Source organism: Pseudomonas sp. HT11, from assembly GCF_044875395.1.
GTDB lineage: Bacteria > Pseudomonadota > Gammaproteobacteria > Pseudomonadales > Pseudomonadaceae > Aquipseudomonas.
Genome location: NZ_CP173217.1, coordinates 2,572,298 through 2,592,187, shown reverse-complemented (window position 1 = coordinate 2,592,187; position 19,890 = coordinate 2,572,298). Strand labels below are relative to the sequence as shown.

The window sequence follows — 19,890 nt, the reverse complement described above, 5'->3', positions numbered from 1 at the left end:
GGTTAAACGCTGAGGGCGGCGCGCAGTTGCGCTTCGAGGCCCGCCGCATCCAGTTCCTGGCCGATCAGCACCAGGCGCGTGATGCGCGCTTCGTCGGCGCCCCAAGCGCGGTCGAAGTGTTTGTCAAAACGCGTGCCCACGCCCTGAATCAACAGGCGCATCGGCTTGTTCGGGATTGCCGCAAAACCTTTGACGCGCAGGATGCCGTGTTGCACCACCAGCTGGGTCAGGGCGTCGAGCAGCAGCGCTTCGTCGGCTTGCGGCAGGTCGATGGAGATGGAGTCGAAGGCGTCGTGATCGTGGTCGTCTTCACCGTCGTGGTGATGATCGTGGTGACTGTGGCGGCCGTCGATGTGCTCTTCGGAGCCGGCGCCCAGGCCAATCAGCACGTCCAGTGGCAGGCGACCGCTGCTGGCTTCGACGATTTTCACCGCGGGCGGCAGCTCTTCGGCGACTTCCAGGCGCACGCGGGCCAGGTCTTCAGGGCTGATCAGGTCGGACTTGTTGAGGATCACCAGGTCGGCGCTGGCCAGTTGGTCGGCGAACAGCTCGTGCAGTGGCGACTCGTGGTCCAGGTTCGGGTCGAGTTTGCGCTGGGCGTCGACCTGGTCCGGGAACGCGGCGAAGGTACCGGCGGCCACGGCCGGGCTGTCGACCACGGTGATCACCGCGTCAACCGTGCAGGCGCTGCGGATTTCCGGCCACTGGAAGGCCTGCACCAGCGGTTTTGGCAGGGCCAGGCCTGAGGTTTCGATGAGGATGTGGTCGAGGTCGCCGCGACGGGCGACCAGTTCGCGCATGACCGGGAAGAACTCTTCCTGCACGGTGCAGCACAGGCAGCCGTTGGCCAGTTCGTAGACGCGGCCGTTGGCTTCTTCTTCGGTGCAACCGATGGAGCACTGTTTGAGGATTTCACCGTCGATGCCCAACTCGCCGAACTCGTTGACGATCACGGCGATGCGACGGCCCTGGGCGTTGTCGAGCATGTGGCGCAGCAAGGTGGTTTTGCCCGAGCCGAGAAAGCCGGTAACGATAGTGACGGGGAGTTTGGCCAGTGTTTTCATCGGATGCCCTTTGGGGCGGGCATACGGGACGATAGGCCCTGCGGCGGCGCGCAGGAGCGGATTTCGTCACCGGATCACCCCGCCCGGTTGAAGTAGAAAATCGGTTACGAGGCAGGTCTCCTGGCTTGGGGCTTGCGGGTCTTGCGACCGGCGCTGGCTGCGCCTTCCCGCCTTGGTTAAGGGCAGTGGCGTGGCAGTCAGTTGAACCCTTTACAGTTGCGGGGGCAGCCGCGGCTTGGACCGCGTTCCCTTCTTAGCTTCGGCGTGGGCCGAAGAACCTCGAGGGTGCCAAGGCTACGCAGTGCGTGGGGGATGGTCAATGATGGGGTTGGGTGGATGGCTGGGTGGATGGTTGGGTGGTGTGCATATCCGTTGCTGCGGTGAGGGCGGCTATGGGTTCCGCTCTTACAGCGGGTCACTTTTGAAAAGAGCCCAAAAGTAACCAAAAGGCTCTTGCCCCACCACTCGGCACCTCGCTTAGGCTCGGTGTGCCCTCACGCAGGCTTTGGAGCGTGGGCCGCCGCGACGGGCCATCCATGGCCCAACACGGCTAAACCGGCGTCCTGCCGGTTTACCCACGCTCCAAAACCTGCGTGAGGCCAGCGTGGTTTAACGGGGCGCCTAAGATCAAGATCAAGATCAAAAGCACGGCGGCCTAGTAGCCGACCTGAGTGGTAGAAGCAAAACCGAGGCGGCCTGACAGCCGACCTGATTCTGGAACCTGAACTCAATCAAATGTGGGAGCTGGCTTGCCTGCGATGGCATCAACTGGTTATGCCTGACACACCGAGGTGCCTGCATCGCAGGCAAGCCAGCTCCCACAGAAAAGCAAAGCAGTGCGGTGGTGGAGGCTGAACTCGGTCAAATTGTGGGAGCGGGCTTGCTCGCGAAGGCGGTGGGTCAGTCAGCTTATGTGTCACTGAACCACCGCATTCGCGGGCAAGCCCGCTCCCACATTTGGATCTCAGTTGATCAGATGGATCATGTGTTGCTCTGCTTTTGATCTGACAAGCCCCGTCAACCACGCTGGCCGAACGCAGGCGAGGCACCGAGTGGTGGGGCACAGACCTTTTGGTTACTTTTGGCTGGGCCGGCATTCCGGGCGTTTGCCAAAAGTGACCCGCTGTAAGAGTAGAACCGCCAGCCGCCGTTACCGCAGCAACGGATATGTACACCAGACATCCCATTTGACTCCCCTCCCACCCACATGCTCTCCTACACACCTTGTTTCGGGTGCCCTTCACAGGGTGAAACGGGAAACCGGTGACTTATGCCTGCACATAAGAAGTCCGGTGCTGCCCCCGCAACGGTAAGCGAGCGAAGCGTCATAACCACTGTGCCTGTACGGCATGGGAAGGCGATGCTTTTTAGACCCAGCGTCCCTCGCAAGCCCGGAGACCGGCCCGAAAAATTCAGATAACAAACCCGCGGTGGGCGGGCGCTGTTCAGAACCCTGCGTGCCCGGCTCGCAGGGTTTTCATGCGCTCGTTTCACCCCGAAACCCGAAGGGACGCGCCCATGTCGATCATCAGCAGCACCTCGCACTCCGCCAGTAGCACCGCCACCCTGAGCCAACGCCTGACCGCCGCCATCGGTGCGTCGATCCTCGGCGCGTGCCTGGTGTATTTCGCCGGTTTCTCGCATATCGAGGCGGTGCACAACGCTGCCCACGATACCCGCCACAGCGCCGCGTTCCCGTGCCACTGAGACCTGCCGACATGATCAAGCGTATCGCCCAAACCGCAGGCTTCACCGGCTTGCTCGCCGCCCTGCTGCTGACCCTGCTGCAAAGCTTCTGGGTCGCCCCGCTGATTCTGCAGGCGGAAACCTTTGAAAACGCCCCTGCCGCTGCCGAAGTGGTGCCCCATGTACACGCTGAAGGCGCCGCCGCTCACACCCACGACGCCGAAGCCTGGGAACCGGAAAACGGCTGGCAGCGCGTGCTGTCCACCACTGGCGGTAACTTGGTGGTTGCGGTTGGTTTCGCATTGATGCTGGCCGGCCTTTACACGTTGCGCGCGCCAACCCGCACCGCTCAAGGGCTGCTGTGGGGCTTGGCCGGTTACGCGACGTTTGTACTGGCACCGACCCTGGGCCTGCCGCCGGAGTTGCCGGGCACCGCTGCCGCCGACCTGGCGCAGCGGCAGATCTGGTGGATCGGTACTGCGGCGTCCACGGCGGCGGGTATCGCGCTGCTGGTGTTTGGTCGCAACTGGCTGCTCAAAGTGCTGGGCGTGGCGATCCTGGCCGTGCCGCATGTGATCGGCGCGCCGCAACCTGAAGTGCATTCGATGCTGGCTCCAGAAGCGTTGGAAGCCCAGTTCAAGATTGCCTCGCAACTGACCAACGTCGCCTTCTGGCTGGCACTGGGCCTGATCAGCGCCTGGCTGTTTCGCCGCAATCGCGACGATCAATACTCGGCATGACGCTGGTGGTCGGGCTGGGTTGCCAGCGCGGGTGTGATGTTCACACCCTGCTCGGCCTGTTTGACGCCGCCCTTGCCGAGGGCGGTATCGAGCGCCAGCGCATCACCGCGCTGGCCAGTATCGACCGCAAGCGCGATGAACCGGGGCTGCTTGCCCTGGCGCAAGTATTGAACCTGCCGTTGCAGTGTTTCAGCGCAACGCAATTGGCGGTGTTTGAACCGCGCCTCAGTCATAGATCTGCGGTCGCGTTTGCCCATACCGGCTGTTACGGCATCGCCGAAAGTGCCGCCCTGGCCTTGGCTGAACAGCTCTCCCACCGCCCCGCCCGCCTGCTGATCACGCGCAAAAAAGTCGCCCAGGCCACCTTTGCATTGGCCTGCGCCGGCTAAAAACCCGATAATCGCCCTTCTCGATCATGAGCAATCTTCATGCTCGCCCGTTTTTCAACAGGAATTTCCATGACCGTCTACTTCATCGGCGCAGGCCCCGGCGACCCGGAATTGATTACCGTCAAAGGCCAACGGTTGATCCGCAGTTGCCCGGTGATCATCTATGCCGGCTCATTGGTGCCAGCGGCGGTGTTGGACGGTCATCAGGCGGAACAGGTGGTCAACAGCGCCGAACTGCACCTGGAACAGATCATCGACTTGATCAAGGCTGCCCATGCCAAGGGCCAGGATGTGGCGCGCGTGCACTCCGGCGACCCCAGCCTGTACGGGGCGATTGGCGAGCAGATCCGCCATTTACGTGAGGCGGGCATTCCCTTCCAGATCATTCCAGGGGTCACGGCGGTGGCGGCCTGCGCTGCGCTGCTGGAGACCGAGCTGACCCTGCCGGACATCGCCCAGAGTGTGATCTTGACCCGTTACGCCGACAAAACCCGCATGCCGCCCGGTGAGGATTTCGACAGCCTGGCGCGCCACGGCACGACCATGGCGATTCACCTGGGCGTTAATCACCTGGAGAAGATCGTCGCCGAGCTGTTGCCGCACTATGGCGCGGATTGCCCGATTGCCGTGGTGCACCGGGCGACGTGGCCGGATCAGGATTGGGTGGTGGGTACGCTGAGTGATATTGCCGAGAAAGTCGCCGCGAAGGGTTTCCGGCGCACGGCATTGATTGTGGTTGGGCGGGTGCTGGCGAATGACAGCTTCAGTGAATCCTCGCTGTACCGTGCAGGCCACGCGCACCTCTATCGCCCCTGAAGGGTGGGAGCTGGCTTGCCTGCGATAGCGGTGTATCAGTAACCGGACATGTCGACTGATCTGCCGTCATCGCAGGCAAGCCAGCTCCCACAGTTGATCTACTTTGTTAAGTAGATTGCGCAAGATACTGAATTTTAAGCATAAAAAAACGGCGCTCACGGGGCGCCGTTTTTTTGTTCGCAGCGAACACCTTACTCAGTAGTAGGCGTTTTCTTTCTGCGTGTGGTCGGTCACATCACGTACGCCCTTGAGCTCGGGGATGCGCTCGAGCAAGGTGCGCTCGATGCCTTCACGCAGGGTCACGTCTGCCTGGCCGCAGCCCTGGCAACCGCCGCCGAACTTGAGGACAGCGATGCCGTCTTCGACCACATCAATCAGGCTGACCTGACCGCCGTGGCTGGCCAGCCCCGGGTTGATCTCGGTTTGCAGGTAGTAGTTGATGCGCTCGTTGACCGGGCTGTCAGCGTTGACATTCGGCACCTTGGCGTTGGGCGCCTTGATGGTCAACTGGCCGCCCATGCGGTCGGTGGCGTAGTCGACCACGGCGTCGTCGAGGAAGGCTTCGCTGAAGTTGTCGATATAGGCGGTGAAGCTTTTCAGCCCCAGGGCGGTGTCTTCAGGTTTCTCTTCTCCGGGCTTGCAGTAGGCGATGCAAGTCTCGGCGTATTGGGTGCCGGGCTGGGTGATAAAGACGCGGATGCCGATACCTGGGGTGTTCTGCTTGGACAGCAGGTCGGCCAGGTAATCGTGGGCGGCGTCGGTAATGGTTATGGCAGTCATGGAAACTCCTCACAGGCTTGCGGGCAGTTTACGCCAAATCATTACAGAGGTACAAAGTCCTAGTGTTTTTGTCGGGATAAACTCGACCGTTCGTCGCCATCAAACCAGCCTTTGAGCACGCGATAACTGCCCTGCTCCAGCCATCGGTAGCTGCCCATGGCGCTCAGGCCGATGATCACCACGCACACGGCCAGCACGGCATAAGGGTTCAGGCCGTAACGCTGGGCCAGATAGCCACCGGCCGAAAGCACTAACACGTGCAGCAAATACACCGAATAGGAGCAGTCCCCGAGCACTTTGAGCAGACGATAGTTGACGAAGAATCGCTCAAGCGCCACGCACGCCACCACCAATACCGCGCTCGGCAGGCCCCAAGTCAAGGCGCGGGGCGAAGCCGGCCAATGATAGATCGCCAGCAGCGCTGCGGCGATTCCCAGCAGCGGCAGCCATAACCCCGGGCGAATCCAGCCCTTGCGGTAGAGCATGCCGATGCCGATGCCCATCAGAAACTCGACGACAATGTCCGAGCGATAGAACTCACTGATCCAGCCAAACGAGGTCCAGGCCTCGCAGACCGCAAACAGCAACGCCGCCACCACCAGCAGTCGCCATTGCCGACGAAACAGCAAGGCCCAGGCAAACAGCAGGTAAAAAAGCATCTCGTAGTTCAGCGTCCAACCGACGTTAAGGGTTGGGTAAACGCCATAACCACCGGGGTTTTGCGAAGGAATAAACAACAGCGACATCAACACATGGGCGGCATCGACGCTTTGGTCCGGCAGCATTGGCCGGGCGACCACCACCAGTAACGCCATCAGCAGCGTGTAGAACCAGTAGGCCGGCACGATGCGCAGCAGACGGTACAACAGGAAGCGCCACGGCGGCAGGTCCTTGTCCTGGGTCGACAGGAAAATCACCAGGCCGCTGATGACAAAAAACACGTCCACGCCCGCGGCGCCCTTTTCGACAAATAACCTGCCCAAGGCCGTGTCCGCCTTGAACCCGAAGAAAATCTGCATGAAGTGGTGCCCTACCACCGTCCAGGCCGCCAGCGCGCGCAACGCCTGTACCGAGATCAACATTGTTTGCCGCCCTTCCCAACTCATCTAGATGAAGTTGGGACCATGGCGGACGGTCAAAGGTCGATCAAAGATTCTCGTAGCGGTTCAGGTCGAGCACGCCTTCTTCCACCGGCGTGGTTTCGCGGATGTACTGCGACAAGTCGTGGAAATACTCCCAGAACAGCGGATGACTGCGGCGCACGCCCCAGCGATCAACGATCGTCTCGAAGCGCTTGGCGTCCTTGGCATTCTCCATCGCCGCCACAAACTCGGGCACTTCCTGCGCCGGAATATTGAACATGAAGTTCGGGTAGCTGCTGATCACGCCGGGGTAGATGGTCAGGGTATCCAGCCCCGGCTGATAGCGGTAAGCCTCGCCCAATAAAAACGCCACATTGCTGTGCGCCCGGTTGCGCAGCATGCTGTAAACCACGCGTTTGCCGCTGGCCGTTTCAACGCGCAGCATGGTCGCTTCCGGCAACTGGTCGATCACCTTGAGCCCCGCCGCCGGCCTCGACGTCAGGCGACTAAGCGCCTGCTCCGCATCCTGCAGCGCCGGCTCAATCCCGTCGCGCGAGCAATAGGCACTGGTGCAGCGGTTGATCGGATCCGGGCTGGCATTCAAATAGCCATAACGCGTCAGCAACTGCTTGGCAAAATCGCGCTTCGGGTCCTTTTCATCCAGGTGCAAGCCGCTCGGCTTGTCATCATCAATCGCTTCATAGTCCAGCCAGAGCTTGAGCTTGCCGCTGTTCTGGTACCAATCATCCATAAAATCATCGCGGGTATCGGCCGGCATCAGACGCAGGAAGTTCTGCTCGGCGCCATTGCGGATCAGGTCGAAATACAGCCGGGTCTGGGCCTGGTGCGACACGTTGCCGAACACATCGAAGTTCACCGCCAACTGGTAATAAGTGCGTTCCAGCAACGGGTAATCGAACAACCACATCGTTTGCGGCACCTCGCCGATCAGGCCCTTGGTCACCGAGGCACTGTCGAAATGGCGGAAAATGCTCAACAAGGCATTGTCATTACCCGCCCACAGGGTCGACCAACTCGGCGGCGGCAAGTCTGCGTAGCTGTCACGGCGCAAGGCCTCGTACTGATTGCGCTTGTCGCGATAGGCCAGCCACAGGCCGAGCACGCTGCCCACGTCGTCGTTCTGCCCCGGCATCGCCAGCAATGGCGTGGCCTGGCCGCGATAACGCGCATCGGTGATGTACAGGTCGTGGTCCGGGTCCTGGAACAGGGTCCAGAAATTATCGCGGATCACGTCCGTGGCGATCTGCCCACGGCACACCGGCCCGCGAATAAAGGTGCGCACGAAGTATTCGGCGTTATCGAGCATGAACTGGTAACGCGCCTTGGCCGGAATCGCCTCAAAGGTCTCGAACGGGTTGGCCCGGCGCCCCGGACCATAGCCCGGCAAGGCGTTGACCTGCCAGTCACCGGCGTAGAACAGCGCCTTGATGCGGGCCATTTTCGCCGCGCTGAACGGGTACGTGATGTGCGTTTTGTGCACGATCACGCCCTGCACCGGCCAGAGGCGGTAATAAACCTGGGTGCCTGGATCATCGTTGGGGCGACGGGTGGCGATCAGATCAATCGGCTGGCCGCTCGGCGTGCGTGAGCGCACCCATTGGAAGAAATGCCCCGGCTCGCCGTTCTCGAAGTAGATGTGCGCCAGGAACAAATGCTCATACAACCAGCGCGCAACCAGGCTTTCGCGGGCGCCGGGCTGGTTGAACAGGTTTTCCCACTGCTGCACCTGCAAGGCTTCCCTGGCGCTGGGCGCCAGGCCTTGCTCATCAATCGGTGCGCCGGATGCCAGCCAGCGCTGCAGCGTCTGGTATTGCTGGTCGGTCAGGCCGGTGACGGCCAGCGGCATGCCTTCCTTGGGATGCGCGCCGGCGTAGGCATTGAACTCGCCGGGCATCGCGCACATGTTCTGGCGGTTCAGGCCCAGCATGATCTCGTCGGGCAGTTTGGCATTGGGTTCAAGTGGCGCGTTATGGCCCAACTCCAGCATGCGCGCCATCAATGCGGCCTGGCTGCCCTGGGCGTCCAGCACCGAGTAGAAGCCCTTCTGCTGCCAGGCCTGCTTGCCGAAGGCATCAGCGAACAACCGGGTGGTCGGTGCGGCCTGGCTGCGTTCGCCGTCGTAGACCGGCACTTTGGTCGCGCCGCGCGCCGCGCCCTCGGCACTGCCCAGGTTGAGCTGGCAGGCTGAGTCGTAACAGGCGTGGCAGGCCACGCACTTTTCGGTGAAGATCGGCTGGACGTCGCGGGTATAAGAAATCGCCGGGGCGGGACTGTTTAGCGGTAAAGCCTGTGCATGAGCGCTGCTGGCTATCAAGGCCAGAACGGCGCTGATGATGAGGCGAAGTGACATGTATCCGGTCCCGATTCAATGCGTGCGATATAAAAGTGCCAGCAGTCTACCGGGCCAGGCCCTACCCCAACATGAACGATATTCATGCAAAACCTGGGCATGCTCCAAATCGGCACAGGTTTGCTATGATTCACGCCCTCCGAAATGCCTGACCAGAGTAGTCCCATGTCCGATCGTAGTGCTCGTCTGCAAGCCCTTCACCAAGCCCTCAAGGAACGCATCCTGATCCTCGACGGCGGCATGGGCACGATGATCCAGAGCTACAAGCTTGAGGAAAACGACTACCGGGGCAAACGCTTCGCCGACTGGCCGAGTGACGTCAAGGGCAACAACGACCTGCTGGTGATCACCCGTCCGGACGTGATCGGCGGCATCGAAAAGGCCTACCTGGACGCCGGCGCCGACATTCTGGAAACCAACACCTTCAACGCCACGCGCATCTCCATGGCCGATTACGGCATGGAGGAACTGGCCTACGAATTAAACGTAGAAGGCGCGCGACTGGCGCGCAAGATCGCCGACGCCAAGACCCTGGAAAACCCGGCCAAGCCGCGTTTTGTCGCCGGCGTGCTGGGCCCGACCAGCCGTACCTGCTCGCTGTCGCCGGACGTGAACAACCCCGGCTACCGCAACGTGACCTTTGACGAGCTGGTGGAAAACTACACCGAAGCCACCAAAGGTCTGATCGAAGGCGGCGCCGACCTGATCCTGATCGAAACCATTTTCGACACCCTCAACGCCAAGGCCGCGATCTTCGCCGTGCAAGGCGTGTTCGAGGAACTGAACGTCGAACTGCCGATCATGATCTCCGGCACCATCACCGACGCCTCCGGCCGTACCCTGTCGGGCCAGACCACCGAAGCGTTCTGGAACTCCGTCAGCCACGCCAAGCCACTGTCCGTGGGCCTCAACTGCGCGCTGGGCGCCAGTGAACTGCGTCCGTACCTGGAAGAGTTGTCGAACAAGGCCAATACCCACGTTTCCGCGCACCCGAACGCCGGCCTGCCCAACGAATTCGGCGAATACGACGAGCTGCCGTCGCAAACCGCCAAGGTCATCGAAGAGTTCGCCCAGAGCGGCTTCCTCAACATCGTCGGCGGTTGCTGCGGTACCACGCCAGGCCACATTGAAGCCATCGCCAAGGCCGTGGCCGGCTACGCACCGCGCCCGATTCCGGACATTCCCAAGGCGTGCCGCCTGTCGGGCCTGGAGCCGTTCACCATTGATCGCAGCTCGTTGTTCGTCAACGTCGGCGAGCGCACCAACATCACCGGCTCCGCACGTTTTGCCCGCCTGATCCGTGAAGACAACTACACCGAAGCCCTGGAAGTCGCCCTGCAGCAGGTGGAAGCCGGCGCGCAGGTGATCGACATCAACATGGACGAGGGCATGCTGGATTCGAAGAAGGCCATGGTGACCTTCCTCAACCTGATTGCCGGCGAGCCGGACATCTCTCGCGTACCGATCATGATCGACTCCTCCAAGTGGGAAGTGATCGAAGCCGGCCTCAAATGCATCCAGGGCAAGGGCATCGTCAACTCCATCAGCATGAAGGAAGGCGTCGAGCAGTTCATTCACCACGCCAAGCTGTGCAAGCGCTATGGCGCCGCCGTGGTGGTAATGGCCTTCGACGAAGCCGGCCAGGCCGATACCGAAGCGCGCAAGAAAGAAATCTGCAAACGCTCCTACGACATCCTCGTCAATGAAGTCGGCTTCCCGCCGGAAGACATCATTTTCGACCCGAACATCTTCGCGGTCGCCACCGGTATCGAGGAGCACAACAACTACGCCGTCGACTTCATCAATGCCTGTGCCTACATCCGCGACGAGCTGCCGTACGCGCTGACCTCGGGCGGCGTGTCCAACGTGTCGTTCTCGTTCCGTGGCAACAACCCGGTGCGTGAGGCGATTCACTCGGTGTTTTTGCTGTATGCGATCCGCAATGGCCTGAGCATGGGTATCGTCAATGCCGGCCAGCTGGAGATCTACGACCAGATCCCCGCCGAGCTGCGCGATGCGGTGGAAGACGTGGTGCTCAACCGCACGCCGGAAGGCACCGACGCCCTGCTGGCCATCGCCGACAAGTACAAGGGCGACGGCAGCGTCAAAGAAGCCGAGACCGAAGAATGGCGTGGCTGGGACGTCAACAAGCGCCTGGAACACGCGCTGGTCAAAGGCATCACCACGCACATCGTTGAAGACACCGAAGAATCGCGCCAGTCGTTCGCGCGCCCGATCGAAGTGATCGAAGGCCCGCTGATGTCCGGCATGAACATCGTCGGTGACCTGTTCGGCGCCGGCAAAATGTTCCTGCCCCAAGTGGTGAAGTCCGCCCGGGTGATGAAGCAGGCCGTGGCCCACTTGATTCCGTTTATCGAGCTGGAAAAAGGCGACAAGCCGGAAGCCAAGGGCAAGATCCTGATGGCCACCGTTAAAGGTGACGTACACGACATCGGCAAGAACATCGTCGGCGTGGTGCTCGGTTGCAACGGCTATGACATCGTCGACCTGGGCGTGATGGTGCCGGCAGAGAAGATCCTGCAGGTGGCCAAGGAACAGAAGTGCGACATCATTGGCTTGTCCGGCCTGATCACGCCGTCGCTGGATGAGATGGTGCACGTGGCCCGCGAGATGCAGCGCCAGGACTTCCACCTGCCGCTGATGATTGGTGGCGCCACCACCTCCAAGGCGCACACGGCGGTGAAGATCGAGCCCAAGTACAGCAATGATGCAGTGATCTACGTCACCGACGCCTCGCGCGCAGTGGGCGTGGCCACGCAGTTGCTGTCCAAGGAGCTGAAGGCCGGTTTTGTCGAGAAAACCCGCCTGGAATACATCGACGTGCGCGAGCGTACGTCCAACCGCAGCGCCCGCACCGAGCGCCTGAGCTACCCGGCGGCCATCGCCAAGAAGCCGCAGTTCGACTGGAGCACCTACACCCCGGTCAAGCCGACTTTCACCGGCGCCAAGGTGCTGGACAATATCGACCTCGAGGTGCTGGCCGAGTACATCGACTGGACGCCGTTCTTTATCTCCTGGGACCTGGCCGGCAAGTTCCCGCGCATCCTCGAAGACGAAGTGGTCGGTGAAGCGGCCACCGCGCTCTACGCCGATGCCCAGGAAATGCTCAAGAAGCTGATCGACGAAAAACTCATCAGCGCCCGCGCGGTGTTCGGTTTCTGGCCGACCAACCAGGTGCAGGACGATGACCTGGAAGTCTACGGCGACGATGGCCAGCCGATTGCCAAGCTGCATCACCTACGCCAGCAGATCATCAAGACGGACGGCAAGCCGAACTTCTCCCTGGCCGACTTCGTGGCGCCAAAAGACAGCGGCGTGACCGACTACATCGGTGGCTTTATCACCACCGCCGGTATCGGCGCCGAAGAAGTCGCCAAGGCTTACCAGGACGCCGGCGACGACTACAACTCGATCATGGTCAAGGCCCTGGCCGACCGCCTCGCCGAAGCCTGCGCCGAGTGGCTGCACCAGCAAGTGCGTAAAGAGCACTGGGGTTACGCCAAGGACGAGCAACTGGACAACGAGGCGCTGATCAAGGAGCAATACAGCGGCATCCGCCCTGCTCCCGGCTACCCGGCGTGCCCTGATCACACCGAGAAGGCCCAGCTGTTCCAATTGCTGGACCCCCAGGCGCGCGAAATGCACGCCGGGCGCAGCGGCGTGTTCCTCACCGAGCACTACGCGATGTTCCCGGCGGCGGCGGTCAGTGGCTGGTACTTCGCCCATCCGCAGGCGCAGTACTTTGCCGTGGGCAAGGTCGACAAGGATCAGGTCACGAGCTACACCGCGCGCAAAGGCCAGGACCTGGCCGTGACCGAGCGCTGGCTGGCGCCGAACCTGGGTTACGACAACTGATCGGCTAATGGCCCAGCGCGGCGATCTCCCGCGCTGACAGTGCGTTTATCAAGGCCTGGCGCTGCACCTTGTTGGCCTTCTGCAACGCCTCCATCTGCTGCAGGTACGCCGAATTCATGTCGGGGTAGCGATCCTCCAGCGCAGAGGCGCTGTCTGCCAGCGTCTGCTGCAGCCGGGCGAACGCGTCCGGGTACTGCTGTTGCAGATAATCGACCCAGTACGCGCGCGCCGTCAGTTGCTCGATGAACAGCGATGTCTGTTCGCGGGCCATGATCGTCGTATAGGCCGCCTCCAGGTCGACTGGCCGTACTCCGGAAAGACCTTCGTAAAGCATGCTTGCAGGTTGCCTGGGCAAGGCCAGGCGCCGGGCCAGGCCGATACGGTAGGCCAGGCGTATTTCGGCCGGGTCGGTGCCCGGGTTTTCGCGGATCCGCACACTCGCCACCGCCTCCAGCTGGTCAAGGCGGAATAACCCTCTGGACAGTTTCAGCAGGGCGCGCCCCTTGTCGGTGGGGTCGATGGCACGCAGGGCATTGAACTCATAGACTTCGACTTCCAGCGCGTTAAACAACAGCATGCGGCCATCCCCGCAGGTCACCGCAAGCCTAGAGGCACGCGCGATGCCCATCAGCCGCTCGCACAAGGCCGCATCGCCGTAGGCCGCCTCCAGCACCTGCCAAACCCGCCCGGCCAGGTCGGCGCGGTCGAGTTCGAAGTCGCGGGTATTACGCAGTTGCGCCAGTATGTTGGAGAAATCACCGCTGTCGTCACGGGCGATCACCGTGTCCCATATCGCGTGTTTTTCCGAGTCGACGGGCACGCCGTCAAACCAGCGTGCCTTTTGCACCGCTGCCGGCTCCAGCTCAGGGTGAACATCAGGTTGTTCGTCATCAGACTCGGCCCCGTACCCCGCCAGCTGATCGTCAATTTCCTCGGCACTGAAACCCAGCCCACGCTCGGTTTCGCGTTGATACTCGCGCAGGCGGATCAACGCCTCCTCAAGCAGCAGGTTGCCGGACAAATCGGTACCGGCCATCAAGGCAGCATGTTGCGGCTCAAATGCGTCGGCAGGGATCACAGCTATCGGGTAGTTGTTCCTGAGATCGAGGCGGGTCAGCGCGGGGGCTTGCAACGCGCCGGTGGGCCATTCGGACAACCGGTTGCGACTCAGATCCAGGCTTTGCAGGCGGTCAAGACCGGTGAGGTCAAACGTGCTCAGGGCGTTGCGCCCCAGGTCCAACACTTGCAGGCGCGGCAAGCCACGCAGTTGGCCCTGCAACGGCACGTTGGCCGCCAGCGCGTTGTCGTGGATGCCCAGCTCGGTCAGGTCTGCCATCTGCGTTAAGGCCTCGGGCAGCGTGCCCATGCGGTTGCCGTTGAGCATCAGGCGGTTCAAGCGCGGGAAGGCGCGTAGAAAATCATTCGAGGCCGTCGTGAGCCGCACACCGCTCAGGTCCAGCGCCCGCACATGGTTGAAGGTAACCGGCAGCGCCGGCAGGTCACCGAGGATCAGGCCGCTCAAGTCAAGCGCAGCGTCATTGGCGGGCGCCTGGATGCCTCGCACGTCGCTCAGCGTCTCTCGCCAGCAGCCCAGCAGCCGATCAGCGGCGCGCCGGCGATCGGTCGCGTTGACCCACTCGTTACGGTTGCGCACGGCGGGCCTGTCAATCCAGCCATTCAGCCGCTCGATCATCTGGGTGTGCTGCGCCTGCCACTGGCGCAACGCCGTTTCGATCTGCGTGGCACTCACGTCCTGCGCCAGCCATGTGTCGATTCGCTTGCCGGCCTGGGTGGCATCGAGCTGTGGATCAAGGCGTTGCAAGCGCTCGGCCGAGGTCAGTGACGCCTCGGTGTCTTTGGGCACCAATGCCAACGGCATTATCAGGTCCGGGTGCTGCGACACTTCTACCGGGAAGAACATGGGATCGCCGCCGGTCATGCCGGCCGCCAGTACGTTGCGATCAATCCCGAACGGCCTGTCAAACATGCTCGCCATGGGTCTTCCGGCGCTGGTGCGGCGGGCAAAAGCCTGCGCCACGGCCAGCGCCGTAGGGCTCAAGCGGCAACCGCGCAGGCTGGTGCCGGCCAGCAACACATCGTGCCCGGCCAGCACCGCTTCGGGAATGCCGGTGACGGCACTGTGGCTGAGGTCGAGGAAACCCAGGCGCGGCAGGTTCAGCACACCCTCGGGCCAGTCGACGATCGCGGTCTGCCCCAGGTTCAGCGACACCAGTTCTGTCAGCGACGTGACGCTCAGCCGGCCGACGCGGTTCATCGACAAGTCCAGCCGTCGCAGTGCTTTGAGGCGGTTCAGCCGCGTCTGGGTGGGCGTGGTGATCGTCAGTTCGTTGCCACACAGACTCAGGTCGCTCAGGTGTTCCAGCGTCTCAAGGGCCTGAGGCAGCTCGGTCAGGCGGTTGTGACTCAGATCCAGTTCGCGCAGCTGCACAAACCGGCCCACGAACCCATTCACCTGCGCCGCCGTGAGCTTTGCACCGGCCAGGATCAAACGCCGGATGTGCGGGAACAGCGTATTGCCCAGCGCCGGCAAATCGCCCGGCGCACCATATTCGCGCAAGTCCAACGTCTCTCTCATCGGCTCGCCACGGCCTCGCGACGGGCCCGCCACCGGTTCGCGGGTCGCGTACCGGGCAGCCAGCGCGTCACGCCAGCACACGCGCAGCCTGTCCGCCAGCGTCTGGCGATGGTGGGAGGGCATTTGCTCGCCCTCGACGCGCGCGCCATCGCGGCTTTGCCACTCAACCAGCGGCGCATCCCAGGCGCGATACGCCTCATGCAGCGCCTCGACCTTATTCAGCAACGCACGGCCCGCCAGGCCGTCCTGATGGAACGCGGCGAGTGCACTGGCGGCGAAGGTCGGGACGTGCGGCACCAGCGCTTCCAGGCGCTGTTCACAGTACTGCGCGACGATGTACGGTTCGTCCACCAGATGCGCCGGATTGCCCTGCACGTAGTCAAAGGCCTGTCGGAACGCCTGCGGTTCCAGTGCCTTCCAATTCAACCTCAGGCGGCGCCACAAACGCTCATGCCCCGTGAACAGTTCGTCGGGCAGTGCGGCGAGCTGCACGCCGGTCAGGTCGGCCGATTCAAGCCCCTCAAGCGCCAGCAGCCCTGCCGGCCATTCGCGCAGGTTGCCGGCCAGCCGCAACGTACGCAAACGCGGCAGCGCACGGTAATCCAGGGCCGGAAGGCTGCCGGTCAAGTGCAACTGCTCCAGCTGGTTCATGCCTTGAAGCGCCTGGGTCAATGCCGGCGAATACTCGCCGAAAAACGTCGGCAGCTCGAGCTTGAGCTCGGTAATGCCGGTGAGCCCCGCCAGCACGTCGGCGAATGCAGCCATGTTGGCTGAATCAATGCAAATATCGAGGGCTTCGAGCGCGCCAAACTGTTCGGAAAGTGCACCTGCGGCGAGCTGTGAACTGCTGATTCGCACCTTGCGCACATGGGAAAAATCGGCAGCCCAGGTCGGTAACGGCTCGGTGCCCAACAGATCGAGTTCGAACAACGGCGCCTGCCCGCGGTACACACCGTTTCTCCAGCCGGCGATGAGCCGCTCGGCAATATCGCGCCGGGTTGGCCAGTTGGCCCCCCGAGGATAGGCAGGCACGGCGCCTTCGACCCAGGTGTCCAATGCTGCGCGCAAGCCCTCGAACTCTCTGCGTCGGTTCTCCAACAGGTGGAACACCTGCTGATCGGAATCGCCGGCAAGCAGTCGACTCCTGACGAACTGCAACGCCTGCTGATCATCCAGATTGGGATAAATATCGCGCACCCTGGCAACCAACGGCTCGTCGGCAAACCCCACTGCATCACCGCTGGCCGCATAACCCGGTTGACCGGTCGGGCTTCGTACCCGGCGACCGGCGCCGGCCTTGAGCGGCTCGCGCTTGAGGATGCGCGACATGGCCTCGCGGTGGCTGCACGCATAGTCCGCCACCTGCTTGCGCAACGCCTCAGCCGGCTCGCCCTGCAAAGACTCGCGCAGCGCATCAGGCAGCGCGTGCAGCAGCGACTCAAACAGATTGCGACCGTACCGGGGAAGGCTATTGAGTGCCCTGCCCTCGGCATCCAGCAGCCGAAAACTCTCATCCACCTTGATCAGGTAATAACGCGTTGCGGCCTGTTCTGCGCCGATGCTGTCCACCAGCGGCCCTTTGATGCCCAGGGACCGTTCTTCGATGCGAATAGCCGTCGACCAACCGGGCAGTTGCTCAAGGCTGTGCAGCGCCAAGCGATCACTGGCCGCAGAGGCCAGGTTTTCGCGGTACACACCTGCCAGGGCGCGACTCAGACTGCCCTGATGCAGGTGCACGCGAATGGCTTTGGCCAGGCGCAGAGACACCCGGCCACTGCTGCGCAGTTGGCTCAACTCAGCAGCGCTGGCACTGGCCAGTACCCGCTGCGCGGCTTCCGGCGAGAGTGAGGTAAAACTGCGCTGCAGTGCGCGAATATCGGCGTCTGGCGGCGCCCGTCGGCTCTGGAGGCTGTCGAACAGCGCCTTCTTGCGGGCCTGCGCCTGATCGGCCAGACGCTCTCTGAACACCTGCACCTGGTCGGCGCCGGCCTGGATGTTTTCGCGGCCCAGCAAACGGCTGATTTGCTCGTCATTGAGGGCTGCCAGCACGTGCGCCGGCAATTGCCCGGTATCGACCTGCGCCTGGGTGATCTTGATCGTGGGCCTTGTGCTGCCCGGCGACGCTGCGCCAAACCGCTGGGAAGTGCCCCAGGGCTCGGGCCCGCTGAACACCTCCACCACCTCCTCGACCGGCCAGCCCGGCATGTCCACGGCCAGCGGCACCATGAACTGGCAGAGGCCCTCCACGCAGGCGCCTTCGCGGATTTGCCTGATCACCTCGTCCGCCTGGCGGTCTGCCTCGAACAGCCGGGCCATCTCCAACAACTCCGGCGGCGGCGCCTGTTGATCCATGTGCAGTTTGCGCAATTGATCATCACTGATCCCGCAGACGTCGGCGATCTGTTCCAGTTGCGCATCGGAAAATGGCTCCATGTGCAGCCCGCAGCGGCGCAGCAATGTGCTGCGACGCCATGTCAACGGCCGCTCCAGCGTGTGCCGCCAGGCACCGTGCCCGTTGTGTTGCACAATCGGCTGATAGGCGTCGATCTCAGTCGGGTGCTTGATCCGCCATTGCTTGCGCACCGGGTCGAAGGTCTTTTCGTAAACATTGCCCTCCAGCGCAATGTAGGTTTTGCCTGCTACCGGGTATTGCCCCAACGCATTGGGTTCAAGCCCCTTGAGCGAGACGCTGCTTTTGTAGGCCGCAAGGTCGGGATGCCACAAGCGCAGTTTGCCGAACGGCGTGACCACCCGGCTCATGCCGTTGACGAAGCGCGACGGCACAACCGGCGGCGCCCTGCCCGCCACGGCACCCAGCGCGGCCATGAACGCGACGTTCTGCATCACCGAGGCAAGATGCGCCCAGGCCTCGTCGCTGTCGCCAGCGTTCCAGGCTTCCACGCCTTGATAAACCTCATAGCCGATCTGTATGGCGGTGACGGCCATCATCACTTCGCCCAGGCCCGGCACCAAAAACGCCGCCACATTGAGGAGGTTCAAGCCCCATTCGGCCCAGTGCTTGAGGCGATTGACCCAGGCATCGTGATCGACCTGCGCGGTGGGCACCGCCAGCAACTTCGCGTTGGACCTGAGGCATGCAAGGTGCCGTTCGTACAGATGGCCGAACACCTCGACGTTGATGAAGGTTTCTTCGGGCCGCAGGTTGACGTTGTCGTTCCAGACTTCTTCGTACATCCCGTGGGCGTAGGCCGCAGGGTTGTAATTGGGCCCTGGGGGCAGCGGGTTCGGGTTCCAGCGCGTGGTCTTCAATTGGCTTCTAAGCCGCCGAAGGAACATCTGCGCTTCATCCTGGGCCAAGAAGCCGGTAAAAAAACGCTGGTAATCCACCGAGCGCAGGTTGAGCGCCAACTGTGCGGTGAACGCCTTGAGCGATGCGTACTCTCTGACGGGGTTACGCGGATCGCCGGGGATCCACACGATGATTCGACTGTCGCCCACCTGGGGTTTGAGCAGCTCGGCCGCCGGCAGGAAAACGTCGATGAGCGTCACCACGCCCGGCAACGGCTTGCGCGCGCTGGCGCCGATGATCAGCACCTCGCTCACCTGCGCCCCCAACAGGTTCAACTGGCTGTAAGCCACCGGCTTGCCATCCAGGCTCGGTGCGGGATGGGCATCGAGTATCGCCAGCAACGTGGCGTAGGCCGTGGGGCTGAGAGTCGAGCGCAGGCGAGCGATGTGGGCTTGCACCCGCAGCGTGTCCTTGTTTGCCTCGATCATCTGCCGGCGCACCTGCGCCGCAGTGGCTGGCGTCTCAAACACGCCGCTCAGGTGTTGCTGGTACTGCTGACCCAGGTCCAGCTCACGGCACAGGCTGGCGAAATCTTCAGGCTTGATCGACAGCTTGTCGCGCAGGCGGTAACGCCATTTCGCAAAGGGATAACGCTCGCTTTCATCGTACGCCAGGGTGTCCAGCGACCCCGCCGGGGCCAGCGCACTGGTTTCCTGCAACGCGGTTTCATCAAACCGTTCGCCGTCTTCGAAGTTGCGCAGTGCGGCTTGCAACAACGACTGCTGTTCGACCCGGTTGGGCGCGTGCAGGTGGAACAGCGCGGTGGTGTTGACGTCGGGTGTTTGGCCGAATGTCTTGTGCAATGCCTCGGCCAGCAACGGCTCGGCAAACTCGGTGACGCCTTTGAAGTCTTTCAGCGTTGCTGCCAGGGCCTGGCTGGAGGCCTGGCGCCGGCGGCCGCTGTCATCCAGGGCCTGGCGCAATGCTGGGCTGGCGGCGGCAAAGGCCTCGGGGTAGGCGCTCTTGAAGCGCTGCACCGGATCGCGGGCGCGGTTGAGGGCCTCGATGTCCGGCGCCGCCAGGTGTTTGATCCATCCGGGTAAACGGGTCTTGATGAAGGGAACATGAAGTGAAGGGGCAGGCATGTGAGCAGATTCCTGATGCGTCTTGAGGAAGCATCAGAAAATCACGCTGGCGGCCCCGCGAAGCGGTGCACTTTTATCGCCCGCTGCGGGGAATT

General features: G+C 62.5%; 10 protein-coding genes and 2 riboswitches. Of the genes, 5 read left to right on the top strand and 5 right to left on the bottom strand.

Translation table 11 applies throughout. The annotated features are described in order from the left end of the window. Positions 1-2 precede the first annotated feature (2 nt). Entirely contained in the window at positions 3-1,064 is a 1,062-nt protein-coding gene (cobW, locus tag ABWL43_RS12105) for a cobalamin biosynthesis protein CobW (RefSeq protein WP_404487856.1), read from the bottom strand. Positions 1,065-1,156: 92 nt separating this feature from the next. Then, positions 1,157-1,361: riboswitch (cobalamin riboswitch) on the bottom strand. A 917-nt stretch (positions 1,362-2,278) separates the two neighbouring features. After that, positions 2,279-2,486: riboswitch (cobalamin riboswitch) on the top strand. Positions 2,487-2,582: 96 nt separating this feature from the next. On the opposite strand from cobW, the gene ABWL43_RS12100 reads away from it, so the two are divergent. From ABWL43_RS12100 to cobM, 4 genes are all read left to right on the top strand, one after another. After that, entirely contained in the window at positions 2,583-2,771 is a 189-nt protein-coding gene (locus ABWL43_RS12100; protein WP_032875937.1) for a CbtB-domain containing protein, read from the top strand. A gap of 11 nt (positions 2,772-2,782) precedes the next feature. Further along, positions 2,783-3,490 (top strand): CbtA family protein, encoded by a 708-nt coding sequence (locus ABWL43_RS12095; protein WP_119741624.1) that lies wholly within the window; start codon positions 2,783-2,785, stop codon positions 3,488-3,490. Beyond that, on the top strand, positions 3,487-3,879 hold the full coding sequence (locus ABWL43_RS12090; RefSeq protein WP_145165986.1) for a cobalamin biosynthesis protein: 393 nt from the start codon (positions 3,487-3,489) through the stop codon (positions 3,877-3,879). Before ABWL43_RS12095 ends, ABWL43_RS12090 begins: the two co-directional genes overlap by 4 nt. Before the next feature lie 69 nt (positions 3,880-3,948). After that, a complete protein-coding gene (cobM, locus tag ABWL43_RS12085; RefSeq protein ID WP_404487855.1) occupies positions 3,949-4,695 on the top strand; it encodes a precorrin-4 C(11)-methyltransferase in 747 nt (248 codons plus the stop codon). A 195-nt stretch (positions 4,696-4,890) separates the two neighbouring features. Here the strand turns inward: cobM and nfuA are convergent, their stop codons facing one another. The 3 genes from nfuA to ABWL43_RS12070 all read right to left on the bottom strand — a co-directional run bounded on the left by nfuA (position 4,891) and on the right by ABWL43_RS12070 (position 8,928). Further along, positions 4,891-5,475 carry a Fe-S biogenesis protein NfuA gene (gene nfuA / locus ABWL43_RS12080; protein ID WP_017136914.1) on the bottom strand — a complete coding sequence of 195 codons (585 nt, stop codon included), beginning with the start codon at positions 5,473-5,475 and terminating at the stop codon, positions 4,891-4,893. Between the two features lie 59 nt (positions 5,476-5,534). Next, positions 5,535-6,557: an acyltransferase gene (locus tag ABWL43_RS12075; protein ID WP_242197609.1), complete on the bottom strand. Its 1,023-nt coding sequence runs from the start codon at positions 6,555-6,557 to the stop codon at positions 5,535-5,537. 64 nt (positions 6,558-6,621) lie between these two features. After that, positions 6,622-8,928: a fatty acid cis/trans isomerase gene (locus ABWL43_RS12070; protein ID WP_404487852.1), complete on the bottom strand. Its 2,307-nt coding sequence runs from the start codon at positions 8,926-8,928 to the stop codon at positions 6,622-6,624. Between the two features lie 165 nt (positions 8,929-9,093). Between ABWL43_RS12070 and metH the strand changes: the two genes are divergently transcribed. Beyond that, positions 9,094-12,804 carry a methionine synthase gene (gene metH, locus ABWL43_RS12065; RefSeq protein ID WP_404487851.1) on the top strand — a complete coding sequence of 1,237 codons (3,711 nt, stop codon included), beginning with the start codon at positions 9,094-9,096 and terminating at the stop codon, positions 12,802-12,804. A 4-nt stretch (positions 12,805-12,808) separates the two neighbouring features. On the opposite strand, the gene ABWL43_RS12060 is transcribed toward metH, so the two are convergent. Beyond that, entirely contained in the window at positions 12,809-19,795 is a 6,987-nt protein-coding gene (locus ABWL43_RS12060) for an NEL-type E3 ubiquitin ligase domain-containing protein (RefSeq protein ID WP_404487849.1), read from the bottom strand. Positions 19,796-19,890 lie beyond the last annotated feature (95 nt).

Coding starts and splice junctions, on each gene's coding strand:
- nfuA (WP_017136914.1), bottom strand. CDS start 5,475: ATGACTGCCATAACCATTACCGACGCCGCCCACGATTACCTGGCCGAC.
- metH (WP_404487851.1), top strand. CDS start 9,094: ATGTCCGATCGTAGTGCTCGTCTGCAAGCCCTTCACCAAGCCCTCAAG.
- ABWL43_RS12070 (WP_404487852.1), bottom strand. CDS start 8,928: ATGTCACTTCGCCTCATCATCAGCGCCGTTCTGGCCTTGATAGCCAGC.
- ABWL43_RS12060 (WP_404487849.1), bottom strand. CDS start 19,795: ATGCCTGCCCCTTCACTTCATGTTCCCTTCATCAAGACCCGTTTACCC.
- ABWL43_RS12095 (WP_119741624.1), top strand. CDS start 2,783: ATGATCAAGCGTATCGCCCAAACCGCAGGCTTCACCGGCTTGCTCGCC.
- cobM (WP_404487855.1), top strand. CDS start 3,949: ATGACCGTCTACTTCATCGGCGCAGGCCCCGGCGACCCGGAATTGATT.
- cobW (WP_404487856.1), bottom strand. CDS start 1,064: ATGAAAACACTGGCCAAACTCCCCGTCACTATCGTTACCGGCTTTCTC.
- ABWL43_RS12090 (WP_145165986.1), top strand. CDS start 3,487: ATGACGCTGGTGGTCGGGCTGGGTTGCCAGCGCGGGTGTGATGTTCAC.
- ABWL43_RS12075 (WP_242197609.1), bottom strand. CDS start 6,557: ATGTTGATCTCGGTACAGGCGTTGCGCGCGCTGGCGGCCTGGACGGTG.
- ABWL43_RS12100 (WP_032875937.1), top strand. CDS start 2,583: ATGTCGATCATCAGCAGCACCTCGCACTCCGCCAGTAGCACCGCCACC.